The sequence below is a fragment of the Flavobacterium sp. HJSW_4 genome (genome assembly GCF_042436695.1).
Taxonomy (GTDB): domain Bacteria; phylum Bacteroidota; class Bacteroidia; order Flavobacteriales; family Flavobacteriaceae; genus Flavobacterium.
In genome coordinates, this window is sequence record NZ_JBHNPP010000004.1 from 46,150 (window position 1) to 72,253 (window position 26,104).

Consider the following 26,104-nt stretch of genomic DNA (forward strand, 5'->3'; position numbering starts at 1 on the left):
ATCTGCGAGAGAAAAAACATTATTTCTGATTTAAAGCATTAATAACCCCAGTGTTTACTTGGTTTACAGCTTTAAAATCCATTTTATCCACTTTTCTGTCGTAAGTCATAAAACCGTTTACTTCGCCTTCGACATCTGTTGTTTGAGTGTAGACCGCAGCGGAGAATCCCGTTTTAACGTATTTTCGAAGCATTTCCGCGTACTTTTTGTATTCGGCGGTAACTTCTGCCTCATTTTTAAATTTGATGTAACCCCAGTTGTCATTTGCTTTCCACGAATGTCCTTCCAACGGAAGACCGATTCCACCATATTCTCCCAAAACGGTTACTCGTCTCGCATCATACAAATACATTTCTGGTCCTGGATAATTATGTAAATCTAAAATATCTCCTGTTTGAAAGTGATTTCCACCGCTTGCAGAATTCGTTAAACGACTTGGATCATGGTTTTTCGTCCATTCAGTGATTTCTACGGTTTTGAATTGTCCCCAAGCTTCGTTGAACGGAACCCAAACCACAATACTTGGGTATGAATACAAATGATCCATAATTTCCTTCCATTCTTTTCTGTAGATCTCTTCTGATTTTGGCGAACGCTGTAATTCTGTTCCATCAAAATACTTTCTATTTTGCCAAATCGGCTGATCGTCTCCGCTTGGCATATCTTGCCAAACTAGAATTCCCATTTGATTGTAATACGTGTACCAGCGCTCTGGTTCTACTTTTACGTGTTTACGAATCATATTAAAACCTAATTCTTTCGTTTTAACGATATCATATTTCAAAGCTTCATCTGTTGGCGCTGTGTACAATCCGTCTGGCCACCAGCCTTGATCTAAAGGCCCAAATTGGAAATAATCTTTGTTATTCAATTGCATTCTTATAATGCCGTTTTCATCTCTTTTGGATGAAATTTTACGCATAGCGAAATAACTCTTCACCTCATCAACGACTTTATTTTTGCTGATTAAACGAATTTTCGTCTGATACAAAAATGGATTTTCAGGCGACCATAATTTTGGTGCATTCAAGACAATATCATTGCTTTCGCCCACAACTGCTTTTTGTTTTGCAATTTCTTTTCCATTATCTAAAACTGAAATTTCTACTAAATCTCCTGTTTCTGCTCCATTCACTTCTGCTTTTACACTGATCGTATTATGATCGATGTCTGGCGTTGTGTGCAATGAAGCAATATTTTTAGCATTTACAGGCTCAATCCAAACCGTTTGCCAGATTCCTGTAACGGGAGTATACCAAATTCCTTCTGGATTTTTGACTTGTTTCCCTCTTGGTTGAGGCCCATCGTTTGAAGGATCCCAAACTTTTACAACCAATTTCTGATTTCCGCCTTTTTTGACAAATGGTGTAATATCAAACGAAAAAGGCGTATATCCGCCAGTATGCGATCCTACTTTTACATCATTAATAAAAACTTCTGTTTTCCAATCGACAGCGCCAAAATGCAACAGAATATTTTTTCCATTCCAACCCGATTCGATTGAAAAATTGGTTTCGTACCAAAGTTCATTTTTAGAACCTACTTCTTTCATTACTCCAGACAAACTAGATTCTGCAGCAAACGGAACCAAAATTTGCCCATCGTATTTTGAAGGCGTTGCTTTTCCGAATTCTTGAATACTGTAATTCCACAAACCATTCAGGTTTTTCCATTGTCCACGTTCCATAATCGGACGAGGATATTCAGGCAGCGGTTTCTTAGAATCAACCTGCTCTGCCCATTTTGTTTTGATTTTATCGCCTTGCGGTTTCCATTGTGCATTTGCTGCAAAGACTGAAAACAAGGCTAAAAAAAGGATGCTTTTTCTTTTCATGCTATATATTTTGAGATTTTACACTCCTATTTTTTTTAATCATATAAGTCATCGAAGTTCATTTTAGCTTGATCAACTTCTTTTAGACATTTTCAAGAGCATATAAGTTTTAATTTTTAAGCTAAAACAAATTTTAATATGAACTTACATGACTTATATGGTTTGAATATTTACCGTGATGTTTCTTCTAAATCAAAATGAATTACCGAGCTCATCTCCACATAAGCCCGATAATTACTGAACTAAACTAACTTAACTAACCATTTTTTTGAGTTATGAATTATGAGTTATAAATTTTAAATTAATTGCTGATTGCTATTTATTCCTCAATAAAACGATTACAACAAAACACTCATAACTCATAATTCATAACTTATAATTTCTTCATAAGGCCAAATTTCTTAACCAAACTGTCGTATTCTTTTTTAGAGATTGTAATCATACAGCCGTGGCGTACTTTTTCTGGCAGACTATATTTGTCCCAATCAGAGAAGAAAGTGTAGCCTGAGGCTTGAAACCAAGGTCCGTTTAGGTTATCTGCGATTGATAATCCGTATGAAACGCCTGGATATTGTTCGTAATACATGTACCATATTTTGTCATCTGGAGAAGGAATCAGCATTGGAGCTTCTCTGAAGTTTGGACTGATAGATTGCTGGGGCAAAGAATAAGGTCCTAAAAGCGACTTTGATTTGGCAATTCGAATGGTTTTTCCTGTTGTCCAATACAAAGTTGGGTACGTTTCGTCTTTTATTACGGCGTAGTAGGAATCGCCAACTTTACGAATGAAAACATCAATGGTTCCCATATCCCAATCGAATAAACGTTTTGGCGTTCCTTCGAAAGTTTTTAAATCTTTAGACAAAACATACAACGTTCGCTGACTAGCCCAATAACGTTCGCCATCTTCTTTTGTTCCTTCCAAATGTGGCGTGTGCCAAGTCATGATGAATTTTTGAGAAGGTTCGTCATAATACAATTTTGGAGCTCCTATTCGCTGTAAAGCGTTTGAATAGTCTGGCGTGCTTTTTAAATCTGGCGTGTAATCGGAATGTTTTTTCCAAGTTATCAAATCATCTGAAACCCAAATATTAATGCTTTTAGCATCGTCTCCTGTGTTTCCTGCGATGTAATATTTTCCATCTGGACCTTTGCAGATATCTGGGTGTCCTTTATATTCTTCAAAAACTCTTTTTCCGTCATTCAGGTTTTCCCAATGAAGTCCGTCTAAACTAACAGAATAATACAATCTGCCGTAATCGTTGTGCGTCATGTGCGCAAAAAGATAAGCTTCGTTTTTAGGTTTTTCGTTTCCTTTTACTTGTCCAGGAGGATCTGGTTGTTGTGCTTTGGCAGAAAATCCGACTGCGATTGCTGTTATTAAAAGGAGTTTTTTTATTGTGTTTTTTTTCATGTTGCTAAAAGGTTTAAAAGTTTTTTCGCCACGAATTCCACTAATTTTCACTAATTATTTTATTTGCCACAGATTAAAAGGATTAAAAAGGATTTTTTTCTGTAGCTACATAAAACATAGCCCAAGGTTTCAACCTTGGGTACGCAATGAATTTCCGCACGCCGTGTTCCCAAGGTTGAAACCTTGGGCTATGTTTGAAAAAAAATCATTTTAATCTGTGAAATCTGTGGCAAAAACAATTATCTAATTATCAAATTGACACATTATTTAATTAGCTTTTATTCGCCTCAGAAGTCATCTTTTTAATAAAATCTGTTTCAGCTTTAATGTAAGGAGTTCCATCTGTGTGTAAAACATCATGAAACCATAGTTTTGGTTCTGCTGTGTACGTTTTAGTCCAACTGTCCCAAGCATATTTCGTTTGAGTTTTTCCATCAACAAATCCCCAGTTGATCATACCTACATTATATTTTCTGGCAATTGGAAGAAATCCTTCGAAAGTGCTTCCGTTTGGTCTTGCCATATATTCTGTACAGATTAATGGTTTTCCGTAACGCTGTAATTGTTTGATTACTTTCTCGAAATCCTGTGGTGTGTTGTAATTGTGGAAAGAAACGATATCCGATTGTTCGATTTGCATTTTGTGCATTGGTTTCATTTTAGCTTCATCGCTCCAATCGCCAACCCAAACTCCAGAAGTCAATGGCTGTGACGGATTGCTTTCTCTTGCCCAAGCGAAAACATCTTTTAAAAGCGGTAAAATCAAATCTACTTTGTTTTTGATTTCTACTTTTTCGTAAGATGGTCCAGTCATATTATCTGGTTCATTCCAAAGATCCCAACCCAAAATACGTTTATCATCTTTGAATTTTGCTACCGTTTCTTTTACGTATTTCTCCAAACGAGGATATTGCGTTTTATCCTGCAATGCCTTTTGTCCCGGACTTTGAACCCATCCCGAATTATGCGTATGAGGTTTTGGAGCACGCTGTTTTCCTAAAGCAGGAAACGGATCCCAACAAGAATCAAACAAAACAAAAAGCGTTTTTATGTGGTGTTTATCGGCAATTCCTAAAAAAGTGTCCATTCTTTTGTAAAGACCTTCTGGATCTTGTTCATGCAATAAATCATGCAAATACACACGCATAACATTCATGCCTAAATCTTCTGCCCAACCCAATTCTTGGTCAATTCTTTTTGGATCAAAAGTATCTTCCTGCCACATCTCTAACTGATTTATAGCTGTGCTAGGAGAATAATTTGCTCCAACTAACCAAGGTTGTTCTGCGTACCATTTATTAGCCTGATCTTTTGTCCAAATTTCTCTTTTTTCTATAGAAGCGGTTTCGCTTTTATTTTCTTCAGGATTACTTTTTTTATTGTTGCAACTAAGCAATACGAGTCCTGCTAACATAAATGTCAGACACAATTTTACTTTCTTCATTTGAATTTTATTTTTTGAACGATTGTTCTTTAATAATAAGGGAACCAGACTTTTACCTCTGATCCCCTCAAAAAATCAGTTTTAATATCCAGAGTTCTGCTCTAGATTTGGGTTATTATCTACATCACTTTGCGGAATTGGCATTCTATGATTTTTACCAACTGTGAAGTTTTTAAAATCAGGATCACGAAGCGCAATCTTGTCAACAGAAGCCTGAGAGTTTAAGTCTCCCCAACGTTTCAAATCTTCCCAACGAACACTTTCGCCACATAATTCTAAAACTCTTTCCATTTTCAAACGCTCTAAGAATTTGTCATGATCGTTTCCAATTTCAGGATGCGCAACGGCTAATGCGTTCATGTTGGCACGAGTTCTAACCATATCTACATATTGATACGCTTCTGCCGTACTTCCCAATTCGTTTAGAACTTCCGCGTAGCGCAATAAAATATCAGCATAACGAACCAATCTGTAGTTTACCTGATTGTAGTAATCTTCATTATTTCTGTAATAATCACGGCTTCCTTTTCTAAACCAAGCTTCATCATTATTCCATTCCCAGTTTCTGCCGTAGGTTTTATCTCCAAAATCAGCTAACAATTGAGGATAGAATAAAGTCCATCTTAATCTTTCGTCTAGTTTTCCGTCTTTATTGTTTTCTTGTTTAAATGCATCTACTAACCAGATACGAGCTTGTCCATCAGACCAGCCGATTCCTCTTGGTGCAAAAAATTGAGAACGGTTACTAGAAACTGCAGCATTTTGCAACTCATCTGTCCCTCCTTTTCTTTGATCTCCAAACTGAATTTCAAAAACAGATTCACTATTATTTTCGTTTGTATCCGTAAAATTGTCTCTGTAATTAGAAACAAGACTATACTTCGCTCCTGCTCCAGAAATTAAAAACTCTAATGCCGTTTTTGCTTCTGGCCATTTGTGCTGTTGCATGTAGACTTTTGCAAGAAAAGCTTTTGCAGCGCCTTTGTCTGGTCTTCCTAACTGATCAGCGGCCCAATCTCTTGGTAAATCTTCGTAAGCTTCATTCAAATCTTTTTCAACTTGAGCCCAGATTTCAGCTACTTTTTTCTGTTGTGGCAAATCTGTTGGTGTAGACGGATCTAAAACCAACGGAACATCTTCCCAAATTACAGCTGCATAATAATAATGTAATGCTCTGAAAAATTTAGCTTGAGCTATAATTTGCTTTTTAGCATCTTCATTTTGAAAAGCAATATTCGGAACATTAGCCAAAACCTGATTACATCTAAAAATAGCTTTGTATGTATCTCTCCACGTTACGGCATTTCCTTCCCAAAAATTATAATTGATGTAGTTGAATCTTGTCCAATCGGCCAATTCTGTCCACGGACTTACGCTATAACCTTCGTCAGAAGTTAAGTCTAAACGAAAATACATCCATCTTGCCCATAATCCGTCTTTGTAAAACATGGCATAAATCGAGTTTACACCAGCTTGTGCATCACTCTCCGTTTTCCAGTATTGGTCTACTGTTATATCATTTGGGCTGTTTAGATCCAATTCGTTTTCACAAGCTGTAAAAACAAGACCTAGAAAAGCTGCTGTTATAATTATTATTTTTTTCATTACGCTGTTTTTTTAATTAAAAGCTAAATTCTACACCAAAAGAATATGTCTTAAGATTCGGGAAAGAACCGTTATCTACACCTCTTTCAAAAATTCTGTTATCGCCAGTATTGCTAAACTCAGGATCTAAACCTTTGTATTTAGTAATCGTAAGAATGTTTTGTGCTGATAAGGTTAATCTTGCTCTTGTAATTCCTGATTTCTCTAAAACACTGCTTGGCAGATTATATCCAAAACCAATGTATTTTAGTCTAATGAAATTGCCGCTTTCTAAGAAACGATCGCTATCTCCTCTTGAATTTAAAGTCGAACCTTTTGTAACTCTAGGAAAATCAGTATTTGGATTTTCTGGTGTCCAAGGCTGAATACCAGTTCTGTAGTTACTATTGTCATCAAAACGATCAACAACACTTCTAAATCCATTGTAAACTGTAGCACCGTTTGAAGCGATCCAGTTCATAGAAAAATCAAAGTTTTTATATTCAGCTCCAGCATTTAAACCCATTTCAAATTCTGGCCACGGACTTCCAACAATTGCTTTGTCTTCGTTTGTAATTTGTCCGTCTCCGTTATTATCTTTAAAACGAATATCTCCAGGAACCGCATTTGGCATAATTACTTTTCCATCAGCATTTTTGTAGTTGTCGATTTCTTGCTGATTTTGAAATAATCCATTAGTTTGCAAAACATACCACATTCCTACTGGGCTTCCGCTGCGAGTCATCGTGTTTCCTATAATGTTTTCGTTTTGACCATTTCCTAAAGAAACCAATTTGTTGTTTACTTTAGTGAAGTTTACAGAAGCATTAAAAGAGAATTCGTTGATTTTTTTGCTGTACGCCAATTCAAATTCAAAACCTTTATTTTCTACTGTTGCAGCGTTAGAAATTGGGTTTCCTCCGTCATTTCCTGTAGTCAATAAAATTGGGAAACCAAATAATACATCTTCTGTACGAGCAATAAAATAATCAGCTGTTAAACGTAAACTGTTGTTTAAAACTCCTAAATCCAATCCGATGTTGGTTTGTTTTAATTTTTCCCAACGCAATTGTGAATTTGATAATTTCACTTGTGTTGCTGAAGGATATAAAGTTTGATCTTTACCTAAAACAACTTGTCCGAAATTGTTAATGAAGCTTTTAGATTCGTATTCTTTAATATTTCCAGAACCTAATTCTCCGTAACTCGCTCTTAATTTTAAATCTTTAATGAATTCTGATTTAAAGAAAGATTCGTTGCTAATTCTCCATCCAGCTGAAAGTGAAGGGAAATTTCCCCATTTATTGCCATCGCTGAATCTTGACGAACCATCGCGTCTGATTACAGCATTAAATAAATAGCGATTGTCATAATTGTACTCTAACCTTCCTAAATAAGAAGTTAAAGCCGCTTCGTTGATGAAACCTCCAACAACTGGAGAATCTCCTTGATTTAAAACTTCATAATATTGCCCTGTTCCAGAATTCATCGGAAGATTTCTCTTTGTTCCATAAATTTGGTTGTAATTGTCTTCTTGGTAAGTTTGACCAACTAAAAGCGTAATATCATGTTTTCCAAATTCTTTTTTGAAAGTCAGCGTATTTTCAAACAATAAAGTTTCTGATCTTCCTTTATTTTGATCGGTTTGAGAAGGATCTTCCGGTTGGTTTAATGTCCAACTTCCTTTTTTTCTCATGAATTTATAAGAATCAAAACTTGTTTCATACCCGAAATTGAAACGGTATTTCAACCAAGGAACAAATTTTAATTCTGACCAAATGTTTCCTCTAATTCTAAAGTTTTCGTTTGTTACGTTAGAAAAATCAGCCAAAGCCAAAGGATTTGTTCCGAAAGTATCTGCAACTCCTTGTTTTCCGTAACCGTATCCACCTGGATTAGAAGGATCGTAAAGCGGAATTGTTGGCGTCATTCTATAAACATCAATAATTGGATTTCCAGACATTTCATCTGTTTTAGCATTACTAATTGCTAAGTTTTCTCCAATACTGAAAATTCCTTTTGTTCCGCTAGAATTCACACGGAATGAGATTCTGTCAAAATCAGTTCCGATAACCGTTCCTTCATTTCCAAAATAATTTCCAGACATAAAAAATGATGAATTTTCACTTCCTCCAGAAAAACTAGCATTATAATCCTGAATCATTCCTGTTCTAAAAACCGCATCTTGCCAGTCTGTATTGACAGCCATGTTTAAGTTTTGTCTCGGAAGTCCAGCGTTATCATACGCCATATTGTTGTATTTGGCAAACTCTTCAGTTCCCATTAAATCGTAGCGAGGCATAACCGTAAAACTGCTTTTTGCTGAAACTTCAACTTGAAGTGGTCCTTTTTTACCTTTTTTAGTTGTAATGATGATGACACCATTTGCTGCTCTAGAACCGTAGATTGCTGCTGCAGAAGCATCTTTTAAAACCTGAATCGATTCGATATCATTCGGGTTAAAATCTCTGTTTGCAGAAGTCACTAATCCGTCAATTACATATAAAGGGTTAGTATTTTGAAGATTTTTAAGACCACGAATCTCCACATTCGCCTCTTGTCCAGGACGCCCGCCTCCGCGAACTTTAACTCCCGTAACTAAACCTTGAAGTCCGTCTGCCACTGTTGTAACCTGTCTTTTCTGAATTTCGTCAGGTTTAACTAAAGCAACAGCTCCCGTAAGATCTTTTTTCTGTTGCGATCCATAACCTACAACAACGATCTCTTCTAGTTTCATGGCGTCTTCTGTCATGGTAACATTGATAGAAGTTTTGTTGTTGATGGCAATTTCTGTTGTTTTATAGCCTTGCGAACTAAAAACTAATGTCTGGCTTCCTCCGGCTGCAATTTTGTAGCTTCCGTCAAAATCGGTCACGGCACCATTTTGAGTTCCTTTTATCAAGACATTCGCAAAAGGAACAGCTTGTCCGTCTGCGGTAGTCACTTTTCCTGTAACAGTAATCTGTTGGGCAAAAGCGGACTGCAGTAATAAACTAAAGAAAACCAAAAGGTAATATCTCTTCGTTAAAAAGTGAGTGAACTTTGTTTTCATTGATTTTTGCATTTTAGATAGTTTTATTTCTTTTTGTGGTTTGGTTTAATGAAATATTGAATTTTTTAATCGTCCGGAATGCGGACAAAAGAAGAACTAATATTCCTTTGTTGTAATAAAGTGTTCATTTTGTTTCAAAATTATTAATGGTTGGCTTTTTCAAACTTTATTTTATTGATAGTATATTTTTAACCTTAAAATTTTATCAATATGATTTATTTGAAAATTCAAAGTAGACGCTTTTTATTCAAAATAAAATGCTTCATTTGTGTCAATATCTCTCTCAAATGATTCAAATTGTATTAAAAACAGCCCATTTTCATTCAGCTGCAACATTTTGTAGAATATTGAGACGATTTGCAGAAATCAAGATTTTAGCCTAAAAAACACAACTATGCGTAAATTCTTTCTTTTTTTATTCTTCAGCATTTTTTCGATACATTTTTCGAATGCGCAAGACTATTATTTTAAACATTTTCAGGTTGAAGAAGGACTTTCAAACAATACCGTTTTAACCTCAATACAAGATAATGACGGCTTTATGTGGTTTGGAACTAAAGATGGTTTGAACCGTTTTGATGGTTATCGTTTTAAAACATATAGAAGCAAAGGAGATCCGATTCATAGTTTAGGAAGCAATTATATCCAGTCATTGCACGAACATAACGGCACCATTTGGGTCGGAACCGATAAAGGCTTGTACCATTATGATAAAAAACTAGATCGTTTTAGCATTTTGAACGAAGCGATAAATGATCGTATCAACGACATCAATCACGACCAAAAAGACAACATTTGGTTTGTTTCTGGCAACATTTTGTATAAGTATGCACCAAAAAAGCAGCAAACGACCACTTTTAATCCGAACAAATATTTCGTTACCACTTCGATAACGAAAGATTATAGAGGAGAAATTTGGGCTTCTTCACTAAATAAAATCTATCATTATTCTGAAGAAAACCTTTCTTTTGAAAATATTCCACTAAATCCACCAGCGAATAAAGCTAATTTTAGAATTACGGTGATTTACGCAGTAGATCAAGAAAATATTGTAATTGGAACACAAGACGACGGCGTACTCCTATATAATAGAAAAGATAAAACGACAAGCGAACTGCAATTTGGCATTAAAGAGCCTGTTTTTGTACGTCAGTTTAGAAAAAAAGGAAACGATGAACTTTGGATTGCCAGCGAATCTGGAGTTTATGTTTATAATCTAAAAACCAAAACTGCTGTAAATCTTAGAAAGAATTACAACGATCCCTACGCTATTTCAGACAATGCGGCCTACTCGATCACAATTGATAAAGAAAACGGAATCTGGATTGGAACTTATTTTGGTGGTGTCAATTACCATCAAAAACAATATACACAGTTCAAGAAGTATTTTCCGCAGAACAATCAAAACTCCATTAGCGGAAGCGCAGTTAGAGAAATTCATAAAGACGATCACGGCGATTTATGGATTGGAACGGAAGATGCGGGCGTAAATCGTTTCAATCCGAAAACGCAGCAATTTACTTCTTATAATGTTTCTTATTACAACATTCACGCTTTAATGCCGAGAAAAGACAAAATCTGGGTTGGAACTTTTGAGCATGGTTTGGATGTTTTAGATCGAAATTCTGGCGCTATTTTAAAACATTACAGTGCTAATGACGGCAGAAGCGGATTGCATAGCAACTTCATTTTTTCTTTTTATGAAATGAAAAATGGCGACTTGATTGTTGTGACGACATCAGGACTTTATCGCTATAACGAACAAGCAGATAATTTCGAAATTCTGAAATTCTTCCCAGAAACGTATCATTATACGAATATGAAAGAAGACTCAGACGGGAATCTTTGGGCAGGAAGTTATCGCGACGGATTACTATTTTATAATCCGAAAACAAAGAAAAAAGAGGTTTTTACGTATGATTATAAAAATCCGAAAGGCATTAGCAACAATACTATCAATGCTATTTTTGAAGATTCTTCTAAAAACTTATGGATTGCAACAGAAAACGGTTTGAATCTGGTAAACAGACAAAATCACACTTTTACCAAATTCACGACCAAAAACGGAATGCCAAGCAATGTTTTCTATTCTATTTTAGAAGACGATTCAAAAAATCTTTGGCTGACGACTTCTAAAGGTTTGGTGAAATTTGGTCCAGATCATAAAACTATCAAGATTTTTACCACCGCAAACGGATTGTTGAGCGATCAATTCAATTACAATTCAGCTTTTAAAGATGCAAACGGTGATATGTATTTTGGAAATTTGAACGGAATGATCAGTTTTAATCCGAAGCATTTCAGTAAAAACAAATACACGCCTTTTATTTACATTACCAATCTTCAGATTAATAATAAGGACATCGAGGTAAATAGCCCCGACTCGCCTATTTCGCAGTCTATTTCTTTTTTGGACGAATTGGAATTAAACAACAGTCAATCGTCTTTCAATCTCGAATTTGCTTCTCTGAATTACACTGCTCCAGAATTGACCGAATATTGGTTTCAATTGGAAAATGTAAACAACGATTGGGTTTATTTGGGAAGAAACAACAAAGTTTTCTTTACCGAATTGGCGCCTGGCGATTATGTTTTTAAAGTAAAATCGCTAAATAGCTTTGGTGTTTGGAGCAAAGAAGTAAAACTGAAAATTAGGATTCTTCCGCCGTGGTATGCGAGCATTTATGCCTATTTGCTATATTTTGCCTTGATTTGCGCTGGTTTTTATTACATCATTCGTTATTCTCAAAATCTGACGCAGATCAAGAATAACCGCAAAATCAAGCATTTAAATGACGAAAAAGAGAAAGAAATCTATCAGGCTAAAATTGACTTTTTTACGAATGTAGCGCACGAAATCAGAACGCCTTTGACTTTGATTAAAGGTCCGCTGGAAAAGCTTTTGGGAATGAAATACGAACATGAAGAAGTACCACAGCATCTTTCGATTATGAAGAAAAACACTTCTCGTTTATTGAAATTGGTAAACGAATTGCTTGATTTTAGAAAATCGGAAATTGGAGGTTTGAAATTGACTTTCGTCGAAGCGAATATTTCTTCAATGGTTCGAAATTTCCATTTGAGATTCAGCCAATTAATTGAAGAACGCGGATTGGAATTTGAATTAGAATTAGGCGAAAAAGACATTCATGCTTTTGTAGATAAAGAAGCTTTCAAAAAGATTCTCAGCAATTTGATCAATAATGCGATTAAATATTCGAACAAAAAAGTTTCAATTTCTCTTTTTAGAGATGAAAAGAAACTAACTTTAATTGTAAAAAATGACGGAAATGTGATTCCGATTCATTTAAAAGACAAAATTTTTGAACCATTTTTTAGAGTTGATGATAGCAGTACAGCTTCAGGAACTGGAATTGGACTTTCGCTGGCACATTCGTTAGCGCAATTGCATAACGGAAGTTTAGATTTAGTTGCTGATCCGAATTATAATATTTTCGAATTGATTGTTCCATTGCATCAAGAAGAAGAATTTATGCTTTACGCCGATTCTGAAAAAGAACAGACAGAAAACGAAACGCCGAAAGAACCAGTTGAAATTAAAAACGAAAAAGCGCAGATTTTAGTCGTCGAAGACAATGAAGATTTGTTGAGTTTTATTACAACGGAATTAGCTTCAACTTATGCTATTTTAAAAGCAGAAAATGGCGAAGAAGCGCTGAAAATTATTCATAACGAAAACATTCAATTGGTAATTTCTGATGTCACAATGCCAATTATGGACGGAATTACGATGTGCAAAAAGATTAAAACGAATCTTGAAACAAGTCATATTCCGGTAATTTTATTAACAGCAAAAAACTCTCTAAAATCACAAATCGACGGACTTGAAGTTGGTGCAGATGCTTATGTAGCAAAACCTTTCTCAATGGATTATTTAAAAGTTCAAGCCAATAATTTGATCGAAAACCGTAGACAAATCATGAATTATTATGCAAGTTCTCCGCTTTCACACATTAAAAGTATTGCGCACAATAAAACAGACGAGAAATTCCTAAAAAAACTCGACGACGAAATCCTTAAAAATATTACCGATCAAGATTTAAGTGTAGAATCTCTTGCAGAAATCATGAACATGAGCCGTTCGACTTTATACAGAAAAATTAAAGACATTACCAATTTAAGTCCGAACGAGTTAATCAATATCGTGCGTCTCAAAAGAGCTGCCGAATTATTATTAAATGAAAATTATAAAATGTACGAAATCGCTGAAATGGTCGGTTACAAATCGCAAACGAGTTTCGGGCGAAATTTCCAAAAACATTTTAACATGTCTCCTACTGATTATATCAACGTAAATAGAAAATGAGAGAATGTGCCAATTAGATAATTAGATAATGCGAGTAATTGACTAATTATCTAATTGGCACATTTTCTAATTATTTAATTCCAAGCAATTGATAGAGTTCTTCTTTTTTATTCAAAGCTGCAGAAATAGTTTTTCCATCAATCAATTCAACTACATTTCCGTTCAAACTTCTGACTGCTTCTAAATTTAAAATAAAAGAACGCTGAACGCGGAAGAACATTGGGAGTTTTAGCACTTCTTCCATCGATTTTAAAGTTCCGAGAGTTGTATAGGAAGCACCATTAATTACAAATTTCAGATAATCGCCTTGCGCTTCTACATATAGAATTTCATTCAGCAGAATTTTAATCAATTTTCCTTCTGATTTTATAAAAATACGATCGGAATTGATTTGATGAACTGAGGTTGTTTTCTTTAACGAAAGATATTCTTTGGCGCGATTTACCGCTTTTAAGAAACGATCAAAACGAACGGGTTTTAAAAGATAATCTGCTGCGCCGGTATCAAATCCTTCCAAAGCAAAATTACGATGCGCGGTGATGAAAATAATAACTGGAGCATTCGTAAGCGATTGCGCCAATTCTAAACCATTAAATTTAGGCATTTCGATGTCGCTGAAAACAATATCAACTTCATTTTCTTGCAGAAATAATAATGCTTTAGACGCTTCTCCAAACGAAGATTGCAACTCCAAAAACGGAATTTCAGCAATAAAAGATTCGATTATATCTCTTGCAATTGGTTCGTCGTCAACGATAATGCATTTTAGCTTTTCCATTATTTTCTTAAAACTATTTTTAAATCGACTTTAAACGAATTTTCTAATCTTTTAATTTCTAATTCATATTGATCAGGATACAGCAATTGTAAGCGTTTACGGGCGTTCTCTACTCCTATTCCGCTAAAATTAGAATCGTTTTCTGTTTCTTCCGAATCGTTTTCTAAACTAAACCAAAAAGTATTGTTTTCCATCTTAATGTCTAATTTTATAAAGGCGTTTTTACTTTTTAAACCGTATTTAAAAGCATTTTCTATGAAAGTAAAAGTCAAAAGTGGCGCAACAAAAAGTCCTGCGGTTTGTCCTTCAATCGTAACTTGAATATTGGTTTCATCTGCGTAACGCATTTTTTCTAAAGCGATATAATTTTTAATGAAATCCAATTCTTTCTCCAAACGAACAATTTCAGTATTCGATTCATACAACGTATAACTCATAATATCCGAAAGATTGAGAATTAATTCTGGAGCGAGATTGTCTTTTCGAACCGTTAATCCGTAGAGATTATTCAATGTATTAAACAAAAAATGCGGATTCAACTGTGCTTTCAAAAAGTCTTTTTCTATTTGAATATTTTGAATTTCTAAAGCTGTTTTTTCTCTTTCAATCTGAAATTTATTGTTGTACAATTTCGTGATTTCAACCAAGATTTTAGCAAAACAAAAAGGCGAAAGCAACGAAATAATTATTATAGTCTGCGAAAGCATTCTTTTTGGAGAAACGGCTTCTAAAAACGTCTGCTGTGCACTCATTTTAATTACACCTTTTAACTCTCCGTAAGTAACTTCGAGTCCTAAAGCGTAATAAATCAATGAAATAAAATACGTTACGGCCATCCAAACGAAAATAGAAATGGGAAAAAGCAGTAACAACAAGATTATGATTCTGGTTTTGCTTCCTGAAAATATCTTTGGCAACAAAAGATAAAACAACATATAAAACACCATGATGTTGACTAATGCCATTCTTATGGTTAGCAAAACGGCATCAAAATAGACTAATTTATAGCCAATTACATAACTCAAAAACAGTAAAATAGAAAAACTTAGCCACATAAAAATGTGCATTAAAATTCGATTTCTCTTGGTAAAGAATTGATTAAAATTTAGCGAAGCGATTTTATCTAAAAAATATCCTGAAGTTGACGTAGTATTTGGCATGTAATAGAGTTGTAAAGCAGTTTCAAATATAACTTTAATTTGGCAGGTTTTATAAAATTCTAATAACCGCATTGATCAAATTAATCGTGTTGTGACCGAGAATAGAATAAATTAGATTTCCAGAAAAACTTCTCAAAAGGCCAACACTAAATGAAGATATTACGGTTAGGTAAACCATTGTAGCGATATCAAATTTCAGATGCAAATCTTGATCTAAAACAGCGCCGTGAGAAACTCCAAATAAAACAGTTACAATTACAAACGCCCAACCAAATTTCACTCCGCGATAATTCCATGTTGGTGCAAAAGCTTTTTCTAAAAGCCATAAAGAGATTCCTCTAAAAAGAATTTCTTCAGTTAATCCGGGCATTGTGGCTTGAAAAAGGAAGGTTTCTAAATCGAAGTTTCCTCCTTTTGGAAATAAAATCAGTTTGAAGATAATATCGCAAAAAGTAAATCCGAAGAAAATCAATAATCCGAATTTTAGATTGCTTTTGGAATTGGTTTTAGAAGTAAATCCGATTTTGATTCTTTCTTCTTTTGAAACAGAGAAAATGATAATTAAAGCTAAAATTAAACTCAAGATTTTCCCCGCCCAATTGAATTTTAAATCTAAATCGATCAATTGTTTTCCTGAGGCTTGTAAAAACACATCGGTAAGAAAGTACAAAATGAAAAATCCTAAGTATTTCAAGTTAGATTTATCAGTTTTGAAATGAGCGATAACAATAAACGGAGAAATTAATAAGATCCAAAGAAGTGGCGTAAACAGTGACATAATTTTGATTTTTAAGGTTTTAATTTTAATCAAAAGTATTGGCGTCACTTCAATTTTTCAATTCGATTCGGCAGAATACAGTGTTCTCTCCGTGAAAATGTGTTTTTATCCGATTAGAGTTTAATTAGATAATGTGCCAATTAGATAATTAGTCAATTCCTCTCATTATCTAATTGGCACATTATCTAATTAACTAATTTTCTTCGGATCGTACAGCATTGCAGTGCATAAGCAGTTTTTCTTTTCTTTGCTTAATAAGATTGGGCAATTGATACAACTTTTGCAATTTTCCCAAAACTCGCCATCCTTTGGCAATTCAGAATAAGTAACGGGTTCAAAACCGAGTTCGTGATTCATTTTCATAACGGCAAGACCAGTTGTTAGACTGAAAATAATGGCTTTTGGATATTTTTTACGGCTGAGTTCAAAGATCTTCTTTTTAATCTTTTTGGCCAGTCCTGTGTGTCTAAACTCAGGCGCGACAATTAATCCTGAGTTAGAAACATATTTTCCGCTTTCCCATGAAGAAATAAAAGCAAAACCTGCCCATTTTCCGTCTGGTGTAAATGCGATAATGGCTTCACCATCTTTTATCTTTTTTGCAAGCAATTCTGGTGGTCTTCCTGAAATTCCAGTTCCGCGGGCTTTGGCGGATAATAGGGTTTCTTCGCAGATTTCATTTAAATAAAAAATATGTTCAACACTTGTTTTTTCTATAATGAAATCAAAAGATTCAACAGCTTTTTCATTCAAAGGAAAAACAGCTTTATTTCTTTCATAATGAATGGTTTTCATAAAACCTAAACTATTTTAGCAATCATCATAACAGTAATAAAAAGCACTACTGTAAATACCATTAAGTTGACGAATCGATCTTTATTTCGTCTAGATTTACTTGAAGAATAGTTCTTTGTGATTTGCTTGCTTCTGCTTTGATTTGTTTTCATGTTTTTAAATATTAAGAGTTGGTTTCGATTAAAATAATCTGCATCATCAACAAACAAAAAACAAAAGGCGTGCCATAGCAAGCCTACATACACATAAACACCTCATTATAAAACAAATAATAAAAAACCTACTTTATTGCATTTATAAAAGCTTATCAAAATGATATGATGATTTTCAAAATGAAAGGGATAAAAAACAAAAAAGCCCTAAATCGAAATTTAGAGCTTTTCATATTTATAGGAGACCTGTAAATTAGTCCCATTGATTGTTTTTAGAAACGGCAAATTTACCAGCTCCAGTAAAAAACAAAGCAATTGCACCAAAAAGGTAAAGCATTAATAATTCTAAAGCATAACCTCCATGATCGCTGATAGAGAAAATATCTTGAGCATGAGCCGTTGCAATCGCAACTACGCAAGTAATCGCCAAAAGAACTGCTGCAATTCTAGTTCTGAATCCTATTAAAATAGCGATTGGAGCTAAAACTTCACCGATGTAAACCGCATATCCAAATGCGCCCATGTTTTCTACTAAGAATGAAATTCCGTGAATCAGTTTAGAAACGCCATGAAAAAGCATTAAACCACCAGTACTGATACGCAAAAGCAATAATCCAAGGTCTGTGTTTTTTGAAATCATAAATAATTTTGTTTAGGTTAAAATTTAAAATACAAATTGGGCTTGTAAGGCGACTAAAATACATAAATTTTATTATTCCGAAACAATATTATTTAAAATAATTCTAAATAAACTTTTTTAGACTATCACAAACGTGATTTTACTTTAAAATTTTATTGCAATTTTTCCAATTGTTTTACCTGATTCCAAAAGTTCGTGTGCTTTTTTCAGATTTTCGGCTGTCAATCCGTTTAGGGTTGTGTTTAAAGTTGTTTTCAAAATACCATCGTCCAATAAATCGGCTACAATGTTTAGAATATTATGTTGTTCGATCATGTCTTCTGTCTGATACATAGAACGCGTGTACATTAATTCCCAAGAAAAAGAAACACTTTTGCTTTTCAGTTTGGTTAATGCAACAGGATCGTTACTTCCTGTAATTGAGGCAATATGTCCTTGAGGTTTAATCAATTCAACCATAATATCCCAATAAGCATTGGTATCTACAAAATCTAAAATAAAATCAACATATTCAAAACCAGCCTCTCGAACTGAAGAAATCAAATCTTTATGATCTACTACAAAATCGGCTCCTTGCTGTTTGCACCAATCGATTGTTTCTGGACGCGATGCCGTTGCAATAACCGTCAAACCAGCAATTTTCTTAGCCAATTGAATCGCAATCGAACCCACTCCTCCTGCTCCACCAATGATTAAAATGGATTTTCCTTTGTCTTTGTCAGCACTAATTCTGATTCTGTCAAACAGAATTTCCCAAGCGGTTAAAGCGGTTAACGGAATTACAGCTGATTCTTCAATGCTCAATGATTTTGGTTTTTTGCCAACAATTCTTTCGTCAATAATCTGATATTCAGCATTGCTTCCCTGTTTGGTAATATCTCCTGCGTAATAAACGGGATCTCCAACTTCAAACAAAGTAACGTCTTGTCCGACAGCCTGTACAATACCAACGGCATCCCAACCGATGATTTTTGGCGTTTCTAAAACAGTATCTTGTGCACTGTTCTGACGAATTTTAAAATCGACTGGATTTACCGAAATCGCATCAATTTTAACTAATAAATCGTGTGGTCCAGGAATTGGTTTTACCGTTTCAAATTCGATAAAACTTTCTGGATTTTCTATGGGTAGTGATGTTTTAAATCCTATTGCTTTCATTTCTTTTTAATGTTTAAATTAAAACTATATTACAAATATAAGGTTAGTTGAAATCTCTTGATTGGTATATATTGAGCGTATATTGGTAGATATTCAGCAGGTTATTTTTTTGTTTCACGCAGATTTAAAAAGATCTAAGCAGATCTAGCAGATTTTTTTTAGTGGCTTAAAATTTTAAACACATAGAAACATAGGTTTTTTTACCTCGAAAAGAATACAAAAGAAACTAGTTTCTACACATAGTTGGTGCGGCATTAGCAACTTTATCAAAGTTATTTTCTCGCCAACTTTGTCATTCCGACGAAGGAGGAATCTTCGCAAGAAACTCTACAAAGATTGGCGATTCTCTATATGGAGCTACTCACGAAGATTCCTCCTTCGTCGGAATGACAAGATTGTGGTGAAACTTTGCGTTTTAAAACATAGCTCAAAGTTTCAACTTTGAGAACAAAGATTAGCTATTAAAACACGCTATGTGCATTGAAACAAGTGAAACGCCTTTCAACACAAAGAAAAACTATGTTACTATGTGTTAGAAAAACTAAATTTGCTTAAAAACACTTCAAAATGAATATCAGAAAAGCAGAAAAAACAGACGCAGAAAAAATCGCTCCTATATTATTATTAGCAATGGAAGATATCATCTATAAATTTATTGCTAAAGAAGATTACGCTTCCGCGAAAGACTTTCTGCTGTACTTCATTGAAAGAGAAAATAATCAGTATTCGTATCAAAACTGTTTTGTGGCTGAAGAAAATAACGAAATCATTGGAGCAGTAAACATTTACAATGGAGCAGACATCGAGGAATTACGAAATCCGATTGTGGAATATGTTCGAAAACATCATAATCCTGAATTTGATCCTGAGTTTGAAACTCGTGAGGGCGAATATTATATCGATTCGTTGGGTGTGAATCCGAAATATCAAGGAAAAGGAATTGGTTCTAAATTATTGCAATTTTTGATAGATAAATACGTTCATAAAAATAAAGAAGTTTTAGGTCTGCTGGTTGAAGAAGACAATCCGAGTGCTAAAAAACTGTATTTAAAGCTTGGTTTTAAAGTAGTTGGAAACAAAACTTTGGTCAAAAAGAACTTAGAACACCTCCAAATAAAAAATTAATTATAGAATGAAAAACATCACAATACTAGAAGCAGGTTTAATTTTAAGAATAGTTTTAGGAATCACAATGCTTTCGGCCGTAGCAGACCGATTCGGAGTTTGGGGCGCACCGGGATCTAACGCGGTTGCCTGGGGAAATTGGGAAAATTTTGTAATCTACACCCAATCTTTAAATTCATTTGCCAACCAAGCCACAGCAGAAGTTCTTGCTGGAATTGCCACTTTCTTTGAAGTTTTACTAAGCCTACTATTATTATTCGGTTTTAAAACCAGACTTGCCGCGTTAGGAACCGCTTTTTTAATGTTCTTTTTTGCTTTTGCAATGTCGGTTTCTATTTCTGTAAAAGCACCACTAGATTATTCGGTTTGGACAAGTTGTGCAGCGGCTTTACTGCTTGCTAATATTGGAAAAACATCTTATGCTGTGGATAATAGAATATAATTTTTAGTTTTCAGTCTCAGTCACGGTTTTCAGTCTTTTCTTTGAGAATTAACAGCTTTGTCAAAGTTTGAAACTTTGACAAAGCTTCTAGAGTCTTAAGCAAACTGAGACTGCGACTGAAAAATAAAAAAAACTAAGCTCCCATTTTTTTTCGGAAATAAATTCGTTTTGGAAATTGATCTTCAACCGTTTCTTCCAGATCAAATTCTTCATAATTTAATGATCGTAAAATAGCGATCAAAGCAGTATCTACGGCAAAAGCTTTCACCCAAATTAGATCGTGTTTGCGCTGAGAAGCAATTTCTTCGGCACGTTTGATAAGTGCTTTTAAATCTTCTTCGTCAAAATAAATAATCTCACTCAGGTTAATTGCTTTTGATGCACCTAAGTTTTCGTTTAGTATTCTAGATGAATCTAATTTTAAATACGATTGCGGAGTTTCATCAAGATAAGCCATCAAGATTTCAATTGAAAAATCATTCTGAATTCGGAACAACTCTTTTTGCGAAAGATGCTCTTCGGCGTATTTCTCTCCTATTTCTTTTTCCTTAAATAAATTGGTATAAAACTGAACGGCTTTGTCTTCCATCCAAAAGACATTATCGTTAATGATGACAACAAATTTTGCAACTTTACTCATTTCTTTTCTTTAAAAATAAAAAACAAAATTGCACCGAAAGCTTGTCTAAAAAAAGAGCAATACGGCTTCTGTTTTGTGCAAAAAGTCGGCGGAATGATTTTAATCGATTTGTTTTTTTCGATATTCTAAAGGCGAAATTCCTTCAGAGTTTTTAAAAAATCTTCCAAAAACAGATTGATCAGAAAAATGAAGTAAATCGCTTATCTGATTGATTGACATTTTTTTATTCTGCAATAAGACTTTAGCTTCCAAAATGATTATTTCGTTAATCCATTCGCTTGCCGTTTTTCCGCTGTTCTTTTTAATGACTTCAGATAAATATTTTCTGCTTACATTTAGTTCATCCGCATAATGCTGTACAGTTCTGAAATTCAAGAATTCTTTAAAAAGCAATTCTTTAAACTTTTCAAATAAAGGATTTTGTACTTCCGCAACAATTTTTTCTTTCTGAAGAGCATCAATTTCATAAATTAAAATATAGAGATAACTTCTCAAAATAGAAGCTTGATACTTAGATTGATCCTCAGAAACTTCTTTTATTAAACTGAAAATACGCTCAAACTTACTTTCATCTGTTTTTGTGAGCGGAGAATTATTGCTTTCGCTTTTTTCAAAAAAATCATATTGCGTTAAGAAAAATACATTTGCCTGATTTTCTAAGAAAAACTGTGGTTTAAAAAATATAATATCGATTAAGATTTCGTCTTCATTTTTAGAAAAACTTCTAATTACAGAAGGGCCTAAAGTAATAATCGCTGGAGCATGAACTACTTTTGTTTCGAGTCCCGTATGCATTATGATACTTCCTTTTCTTAGAAACTCAATTGCATAACTTTCTGCACGATAGGGCTCATTAATATAAGGATGCTCGCTAGTCTGAATATAAAAATACTCTTTCTGATCTGCATGAGAAAACAAACTCTTGTGATGCGTTAAGGAATATGTTTGTATATTATTTTTCGACACTTTTCTTTAATAAACTATTGTCTTTCAAATATAAAAAATGTCAAAAAAAAGTCCAAATTTTTAAAATTCTTGAATATCGTAAATAAAAAATGGCGCAAAAAGCGCCATTTTTAAGATATTAAACCAACTAAAATTAGTCTTTGATGATATTAAATCCTTGGATTCTACCGCTTTCTTTTAGACGGAAAGTTTCTTTTACAACTCCTGTTGCTGGATTGTATTGATTAACTCCAGAGAAACCATCTGATGTACTGTTTGATAAGAAATAGATTTCTCCATTATGGAAAAATGGATTTTGTGTAGTATAGAAGTTATCTGGCGGCATGTTTAAACGAGTTGCTTTTTTAGTAACTGCGTCAATTTCATTCCAATACCAAACATCGTCTCTGTATCTAACTCCGTGCTGACCTCCATTGTAGTAAGAAACCGCTCTTGATGGAATTGTAGTATAAATTTTTCCGTTGTGAGCAAAAAGTCTGTTGAATTCTGCTGGGAATTGGTATGATTTCATATCCAATGCGAATGTTGTATCAAAATTAACTTCTCCTTTTTTAATTCTAAGAATTTTAGAAGAATAATCAGATGGCTGTGTTTTCATATCACCTACTGAAGCAAAATATAAATCTCCAGTTACTGCATCTAAACTCCATAAAACGTGATCGATAAATACACCTAAATTAGTTGTACCACCCATTTTAGTTACGTTTTCGATTTTGTTTGTAGTTAAATCATAAACTGCAATAGCAACTTCTTTTACTACTGGAGATACTTGCCAGTTTCCTGCTGCTTTGTCTCCTAATAATAAGTCAAGATATAATTTGTTCTCTCTTTTTGCAATAATCAATTGTCCGATTGATTCTAAAGGCTGTCCTTCTGAAAGTGAAGAAAAATCAATTTCTCCTGTTCTTTCCATTGTAGTTGGATTGAATTTTTGAAGTTTTAATCCGCCTCTTACTTTATCCCAGTAGTAACCTTCTGTTGCGCTTGCTACTAAATAATTGGTTTCGTAAGCATTAGATTGAGATGGTAAAAATCCTTGATCTACAACTTTTCCAGTTGCATCAAGTCCCATTTTATTGATTCCTTGTTTTGCATTTGAAACATCATTCACTTTAAAAAGTGTTTTGTCTAATACACTTCCTCCTAAAGAAGATGTTACTTGAAGAAATGGTAATGTTGAAAGATTGATTTCTCTAGATTTATTATCTTTTAGAGCATAAATACCACCGCTCCAGTTAGCTGCACCATTATAAATAATCCAAGTTTCATTTTTTGGTAAAGTATCGTCTGTGTTTCCGGTGTCTGGAGTTGAATTATCGTCATTGCTGCTGCAAGAAAATAAAAGCATACAAGCAGCGATTCCTGCCAGTACTGAACGAAGTGAGTTGCTTCTTTTCATAGTTGATCTGATTTATCGGTTTTATTTAAAAAAAATTATAAACTACTTTTAGGTGGAAAGATCTTCCTGGTCGCTGAACATTAAAATTGTCGTACAAGCGTACGTCTCCAATATTTCTACATTCGGCTGAAACTGTTGTTTTTTTATCTGAAAAATGATAATAAACACCTACATCATTAGAAAACTGTCCTAATCTACCGTCTCTTGGAATAATTAATGAGGTTTGAAAATCTTTTACCGGTCCAAACAATGGTGGTTCTTGATTTTTTGGAATGTCAACCAAAAAAAATCGGTGTGTGTAATTTGCATTCCAAGTGAAATTTAAGCTGTCGCCTTTTTCAAATAAATTCCCGAAAAAAGTATTTGCCCAAAAGTTTCCGAACAAAAACGGAATATTTGGCACTCGCGAATCATTTAAATATTTAAAAGCAGATTCTTTAATGCCAACTCTCCTAATATCTTGATACGTTACATTGAAACCTGTATTAAGCCATTTTGAAGGAGAATAATTAGTTTCAAATTCAAAACCTTTTATTTCTGAATTCTCATAATTGATGTAACGATTAAAAGGTATATCAAGCTGAAGGAAAATAATATCTTTTACTTTTCTATAAAATAAATTGGCTGAGAAAGTTAAACTGCTGTTTTCTTTAGCAATTGTATATTGTCCGTTTAAGTTTAAATTATGGCTTTTTTCTGGATCAAGATCTAGATTTTCTTTTACAAGTCTTGCGTCTCCAAAAATCTCAAATTCATCAGGAAGACGCGTTGCATATTCATAAGAAGCTTTGACTAAATAGTTATCTTTTTCCCATTTTAGACCTCCCAAATAACCAAATTGACTGTCATCTTTTGAAGCTTTCCAAGCAAAACCATAATTATCTGTCGTATAACCTTCTGTATTATAATGATAGTATTTTGCCGCAACAATACTTTCTAATTTATTTTCAAAAAATAAAGAACGCCAAGCCAAAGCCATATTGTCTTTTCTATAAGTTGCTGGAACTGTTAAAACATCAACGCCTTCAATTACCGAAATAGCTCCTAATGGATCGCTTCCTTTTCTTCGTTGAGAATAATACAATTCACTAAATTCTAAAAAGTTACGATCAGACAATTGATATTCCATATTTAATCTTGACGAAACAAAATTGTATTTCATTCGCTGATTGTTTCCTGATCTAATTTCACCAGGCTGCATGTTTTCGGCAATAATCTCACCGTTCCAATTGTAACGAACGGTTGCTGTATCAATAAATTTGGTATTGAAATGGCTATAATTGGTCAAGAAACTCACTTTCAATTTATCATCAAAAAACTTTTTACGATAATTGATCATTCCCGTGTAATTCTGTTCTTTAGAAAAAGCCTGGCCATAAACACTAACCATTCCAGCATCATTCTGAATCTGTTTATAGAAATCAGAATAAATTAAAGTCAAACGAACATCATCTGCCCAAGATTTTTCTTTTAATCCTACGAAAGCTTCTCCGTAGTTGGATCTTGTCATATCATGAAAACGTTTCACATTCTTAAATTCCTCGTTAGTAGCATTTTGAATTGGAACATTTACTTTATAATTATTATCAGAATAATTAAAAGAACCATTAAATCCGCCGTAGAAATTGTTTTTATTTTGAAGATAAAGATTCGCCGTAGCTCTATGCGTATTGAAAGAAGCAGCTTCATAAGACACTTCAGCAAAATTTTTATTTGAAGTTCGACTTACAAGATTTACCCCGCCACCTAAAGCATCAGAAGCCAAATAAACAGGCATTACACCTTTATAAATTTCAACTCTGTCCAGCATGTTTACAGGAATTGTCCCTAAACTAAAACCGTGACCGAATAGTTCAATTGGAACTCCATCTTTAAAAATACGAACAGCTTTTCCTTGAAGTCCGCCCAAATTAATCTGAACTTGCGAACCTATATTTCCATTAGTTCTTAATTTTACTCCCGAAGCACGATTTAAAAAATCGCCCACATCACCAGCTTTATCGTATTGTTTTTTAAAATCGATAACTTGAACAGAAAACGGAGATTCTTCAATCTGTTTTTTTACACTTTTATTCTGTACTACAACTTCACTTAACTTTGCCAAATCAGCATCATCAGCATTCAATGTAAATTTGAAATGATTATCTTGCTCACAGTTTACAGAAATAGTTTGTTTTACTTTTAATCCGTTGTTTTTTACCACTTCGATCTGGTAAGTTCCTGTAGAAAGTGAAAGTTCTAAAATACCAGAGTTATTCGTGCTTCCCATTGGTCTATTATCGACCAGAACAGTAATTTTGGATAAAGGATTTCCGAGGTTATCTTCAATATGAATGTAAACCGGACAAGCATTTGCAGAGAAAAGTCCCATCAGGAATAAAAACATAAGGTTTAATTTGAGTATCAAGCTGTTTTT

General features: G+C 34.0%; 18 protein-coding genes. 3 read left to right on the plus strand and 15 right to left on the minus strand.

Annotation, left to right across the window (positions count from 1 at the left end):
• Positions 1–19 precede the first annotated feature (19 nt).
• The 5 genes from ACE01P_RS04920 to ACE01P_RS04940 all read right to left on the minus strand — a co-directional run bounded on the left by ACE01P_RS04920 (position 20) and on the right by ACE01P_RS04940 (position 9,328).
• Complete coding sequence (locus tag ACE01P_RS04920) at positions 20–1,834, minus strand: glycoside hydrolase family 2 protein (RefSeq protein ID WP_379694899.1); 1,815 nt, start codon at positions 1,832–1,834, stop codon at positions 20–22.
• A 373-nt stretch (positions 1,835–2,207) separates the two neighbouring features.
• Positions 2,208–3,248, minus strand: a complete 1,041-nt coding sequence (locus ACE01P_RS04925) for a glycoside hydrolase family 43 protein (RefSeq protein ID WP_379694901.1) — start codon at positions 3,246–3,248, stop codon at positions 2,208–2,210.
• Positions 3,249–3,519: 271 nt separating this feature from the next.
• Complete coding sequence (locus tag ACE01P_RS04930; protein WP_379694903.1) at positions 3,520–4,692, minus strand: cellulase family glycosylhydrolase; 1,173 nt, start codon at positions 4,690–4,692, stop codon at positions 3,520–3,522.
• Positions 4,693–4,773: 81 nt separating this feature from the next.
• Positions 4,774–6,297 (minus strand): RagB/SusD family nutrient uptake outer membrane protein, encoded by a 1,524-nt coding sequence (locus ACE01P_RS04935; protein WP_379694905.1) that lies wholly within the window; start codon positions 6,295–6,297, stop codon positions 4,774–4,776.
• Between the two features lie 16 nt (positions 6,298–6,313).
• Positions 6,314–9,328: a SusC/RagA family TonB-linked outer membrane protein gene (locus ACE01P_RS04940; protein ID WP_379694907.1), complete on the minus strand. Its 3,015-nt coding sequence runs from the start codon at positions 9,326–9,328 to the stop codon at positions 6,314–6,316.
• A 394-nt stretch (positions 9,329–9,722) separates the two neighbouring features.
• On the opposite strand from ACE01P_RS04940, the gene ACE01P_RS04945 reads away from it, so the two are divergent.
• Positions 9,723–13,655, plus strand: a complete 3,933-nt coding sequence (locus tag ACE01P_RS04945) for a two-component regulator propeller domain-containing protein (RefSeq protein ID WP_379694909.1) — start codon at positions 9,723–9,725, stop codon at positions 13,653–13,655.
• Between the two features lie 70 nt (positions 13,656–13,725).
• Here the strand turns inward: ACE01P_RS04945 and ACE01P_RS04950 are convergent, their stop codons facing one another.
• The 6 genes from ACE01P_RS04950 to ACE01P_RS04975 form a co-directional block, all read right to left on the minus strand.
• A complete protein-coding gene (locus ACE01P_RS04950) occupies positions 13,726–14,433 on the minus strand; it encodes a LytR/AlgR family response regulator transcription factor (RefSeq protein WP_379694911.1) in 708 nt (235 codons plus the stop codon).
• Positions 14,433–15,593, minus strand: coding sequence for a sensor histidine kinase (locus tag ACE01P_RS04955; protein WP_379694913.1), 1,161 nt, complete (start codon positions 15,591–15,593; stop codon positions 14,433–14,435). The genes ACE01P_RS04950 and ACE01P_RS04955 overlap by 1 nt, the downstream gene beginning before the upstream one ends.
• Positions 15,594–15,642: 49 nt before the next feature.
• Positions 15,643–16,371: a CPBP family intramembrane glutamic endopeptidase gene (locus tag ACE01P_RS04960; protein WP_379694915.1), complete on the minus strand. Its 729-nt coding sequence runs from the start codon at positions 16,369–16,371 to the stop codon at positions 15,643–15,645.
• Between the two features lie 189 nt (positions 16,372–16,560).
• Positions 16,561–17,166 carry a GNAT family N-acetyltransferase gene (locus tag ACE01P_RS04965; RefSeq protein WP_379694917.1) on the minus strand — a complete coding sequence of 202 codons (606 nt, stop codon included), beginning with the start codon at positions 17,164–17,166 and terminating at the stop codon, positions 16,561–16,563.
• 405 nt (positions 17,167–17,571) lie between these two features.
• Positions 17,572–17,958 (minus strand): DoxX family protein, encoded by a 387-nt coding sequence (locus ACE01P_RS04970; RefSeq protein WP_379694919.1) that lies wholly within the window; start codon positions 17,956–17,958, stop codon positions 17,572–17,574.
• Positions 17,959–18,102: 144 nt separating this feature from the next.
• The gene (locus ACE01P_RS04975; protein ID WP_379694921.1) at positions 18,103–19,116 is read right to left on the minus strand and encodes a zinc-binding alcohol dehydrogenase family protein; all 1,014 of its coding nucleotides are present in this window, start codon (positions 19,114–19,116) and stop codon (positions 18,103–18,105) included.
• A 567-nt stretch (positions 19,117–19,683) separates the two neighbouring features.
• Here ACE01P_RS04975 and ACE01P_RS04980 point away from each other — a divergent pair.
• Positions 19,684–20,241: a GNAT family N-acetyltransferase gene (locus ACE01P_RS04980; protein ID WP_379694923.1), complete on the plus strand. Its 558-nt coding sequence runs from the start codon at positions 19,684–19,686 to the stop codon at positions 20,239–20,241.
• A 7-nt stretch (positions 20,242–20,248) separates the two neighbouring features.
• Positions 20,249–20,683: a DoxX family membrane protein gene (locus ACE01P_RS04985; RefSeq protein WP_379694925.1), complete on the plus strand. Its 435-nt coding sequence runs from the start codon at positions 20,249–20,251 to the stop codon at positions 20,681–20,683.
• A gap of 133 nt (positions 20,684–20,816) precedes the next feature.
• On the opposite strand, the gene ACE01P_RS04990 is transcribed toward ACE01P_RS04985, so the two are convergent.
• The 4 genes from ACE01P_RS04990 to ACE01P_RS05005 form a co-directional block, all read right to left on the minus strand.
• Positions 20,817–21,323, minus strand: a complete 507-nt coding sequence (locus ACE01P_RS04990; RefSeq protein ID WP_379694927.1) for a hypothetical protein — start codon at positions 21,321–21,323, stop codon at positions 20,817–20,819.
• 99 nt (positions 21,324–21,422) lie between these two features.
• Positions 21,423–22,289: a helix-turn-helix domain-containing protein gene (locus tag ACE01P_RS04995; protein ID WP_379694929.1), complete on the minus strand. Its 867-nt coding sequence runs from the start codon at positions 22,287–22,289 to the stop codon at positions 21,423–21,425.
• 133 nt (positions 22,290–22,422) lie between these two features.
• Positions 22,423–23,688: a hypothetical protein gene (locus ACE01P_RS05000; protein ID WP_379694931.1), complete on the minus strand. Its 1,266-nt coding sequence runs from the start codon at positions 23,686–23,688 to the stop codon at positions 22,423–22,425.
• Positions 23,689–23,713: 25 nt separating this feature from the next.
• Positions 23,714–26,074, minus strand: coding sequence for a TonB-dependent receptor plug domain-containing protein (locus ACE01P_RS05005; protein ID WP_379694933.1), 2,361 nt, complete (start codon positions 26,072–26,074; stop codon positions 23,714–23,716).
• Positions 26,075–26,104 lie beyond the last annotated feature (30 nt).

What these genes read in the sequence shown, in the direction of transcription:
- ACE01P_RS04920 (WP_379694899.1), bottom strand. Translation starts at nt 1,834, where the DNA reads ATGAAAAGAAAAAGCATCCTTTTTTTAGCCTTGTTTTCAGTCTTTGCA.
- ACE01P_RS04925 (WP_379694901.1), bottom strand. Translation starts at nt 3,248, where the DNA reads ATGAAAAAAAACACAATAAAAAAACTCCTTTTAATAACAGCAATCGCA.
- ACE01P_RS04930 (WP_379694903.1), bottom strand. Translation starts at nt 4,692, where the DNA reads ATGAAGAAAGTAAAATTGTGTCTGACATTTATGTTAGCAGGACTCGTA.
- ACE01P_RS04935 (WP_379694905.1), bottom strand. Translation starts at nt 6,297, where the DNA reads ATGAAAAAAATAATAATTATAACAGCAGCTTTTCTAGGTCTTGTTTTT.
- ACE01P_RS04940 (WP_379694907.1), bottom strand. Translation starts at nt 9,328, where the DNA reads ATGAAAACAAAGTTCACTCACTTTTTAACGAAGAGATATTACCTTTTG.
- ACE01P_RS04945 (WP_379694909.1), top strand. Translation starts at nt 9,723, where the DNA reads ATGCGTAAATTCTTTCTTTTTTTATTCTTCAGCATTTTTTCGATACAT.
- ACE01P_RS04950 (WP_379694911.1), bottom strand. Translation starts at nt 14,433, where the DNA reads ATGGAAAAGCTAAAATGCATTATCGTTGACGACGAACCAATTGCAAGA.
- ACE01P_RS04955 (WP_379694913.1), bottom strand. Translation starts at nt 15,593, where the DNA reads ATGCCAAATACTACGTCAACTTCAGGATATTTTTTAGATAAAATCGCT.
- ACE01P_RS04960 (WP_379694915.1), bottom strand. Translation starts at nt 16,371, where the DNA reads ATGTCACTGTTTACGCCACTTCTTTGGATCTTATTAATTTCTCCGTTT.
- ACE01P_RS04965 (WP_379694917.1), bottom strand. Translation starts at nt 17,166, where the DNA reads ATGAAAACCATTCATTATGAAAGAAATAAAGCTGTTTTTCCTTTGAAT.
- ACE01P_RS04970 (WP_379694919.1), bottom strand. Translation starts at nt 17,958, where the DNA reads ATGATTTCAAAAAACACAGACCTTGGATTATTGCTTTTGCGTATCAGT.
- ACE01P_RS04975 (WP_379694921.1), bottom strand. Translation starts at nt 19,116, where the DNA reads ATGAAAGCAATAGGATTTAAAACATCACTACCCATAGAAAATCCAGAA.
- ACE01P_RS04980 (WP_379694923.1), top strand. Translation starts at nt 19,684, where the DNA reads ATGAATATCAGAAAAGCAGAAAAAACAGACGCAGAAAAAATCGCTCCT.
- ACE01P_RS04985 (WP_379694925.1), top strand. Translation starts at nt 20,249, where the DNA reads ATGAAAAACATCACAATACTAGAAGCAGGTTTAATTTTAAGAATAGTT.
- ACE01P_RS04990 (WP_379694927.1), bottom strand. Translation starts at nt 21,323, where the DNA reads ATGAGTAAAGTTGCAAAATTTGTTGTCATCATTAACGATAATGTCTTT.
- ACE01P_RS05000 (WP_379694931.1), bottom strand. Translation starts at nt 23,688, where the DNA reads ATGAAAAGAAGCAACTCACTTCGTTCAGTACTGGCAGGAATCGCTGCT.
- ACE01P_RS05005 (WP_379694933.1), bottom strand. Translation starts at nt 26,074, where the DNA reads ATGTTTTTATTCCTGATGGGACTTTTCTCTGCAAATGCTTGTCCGGTT.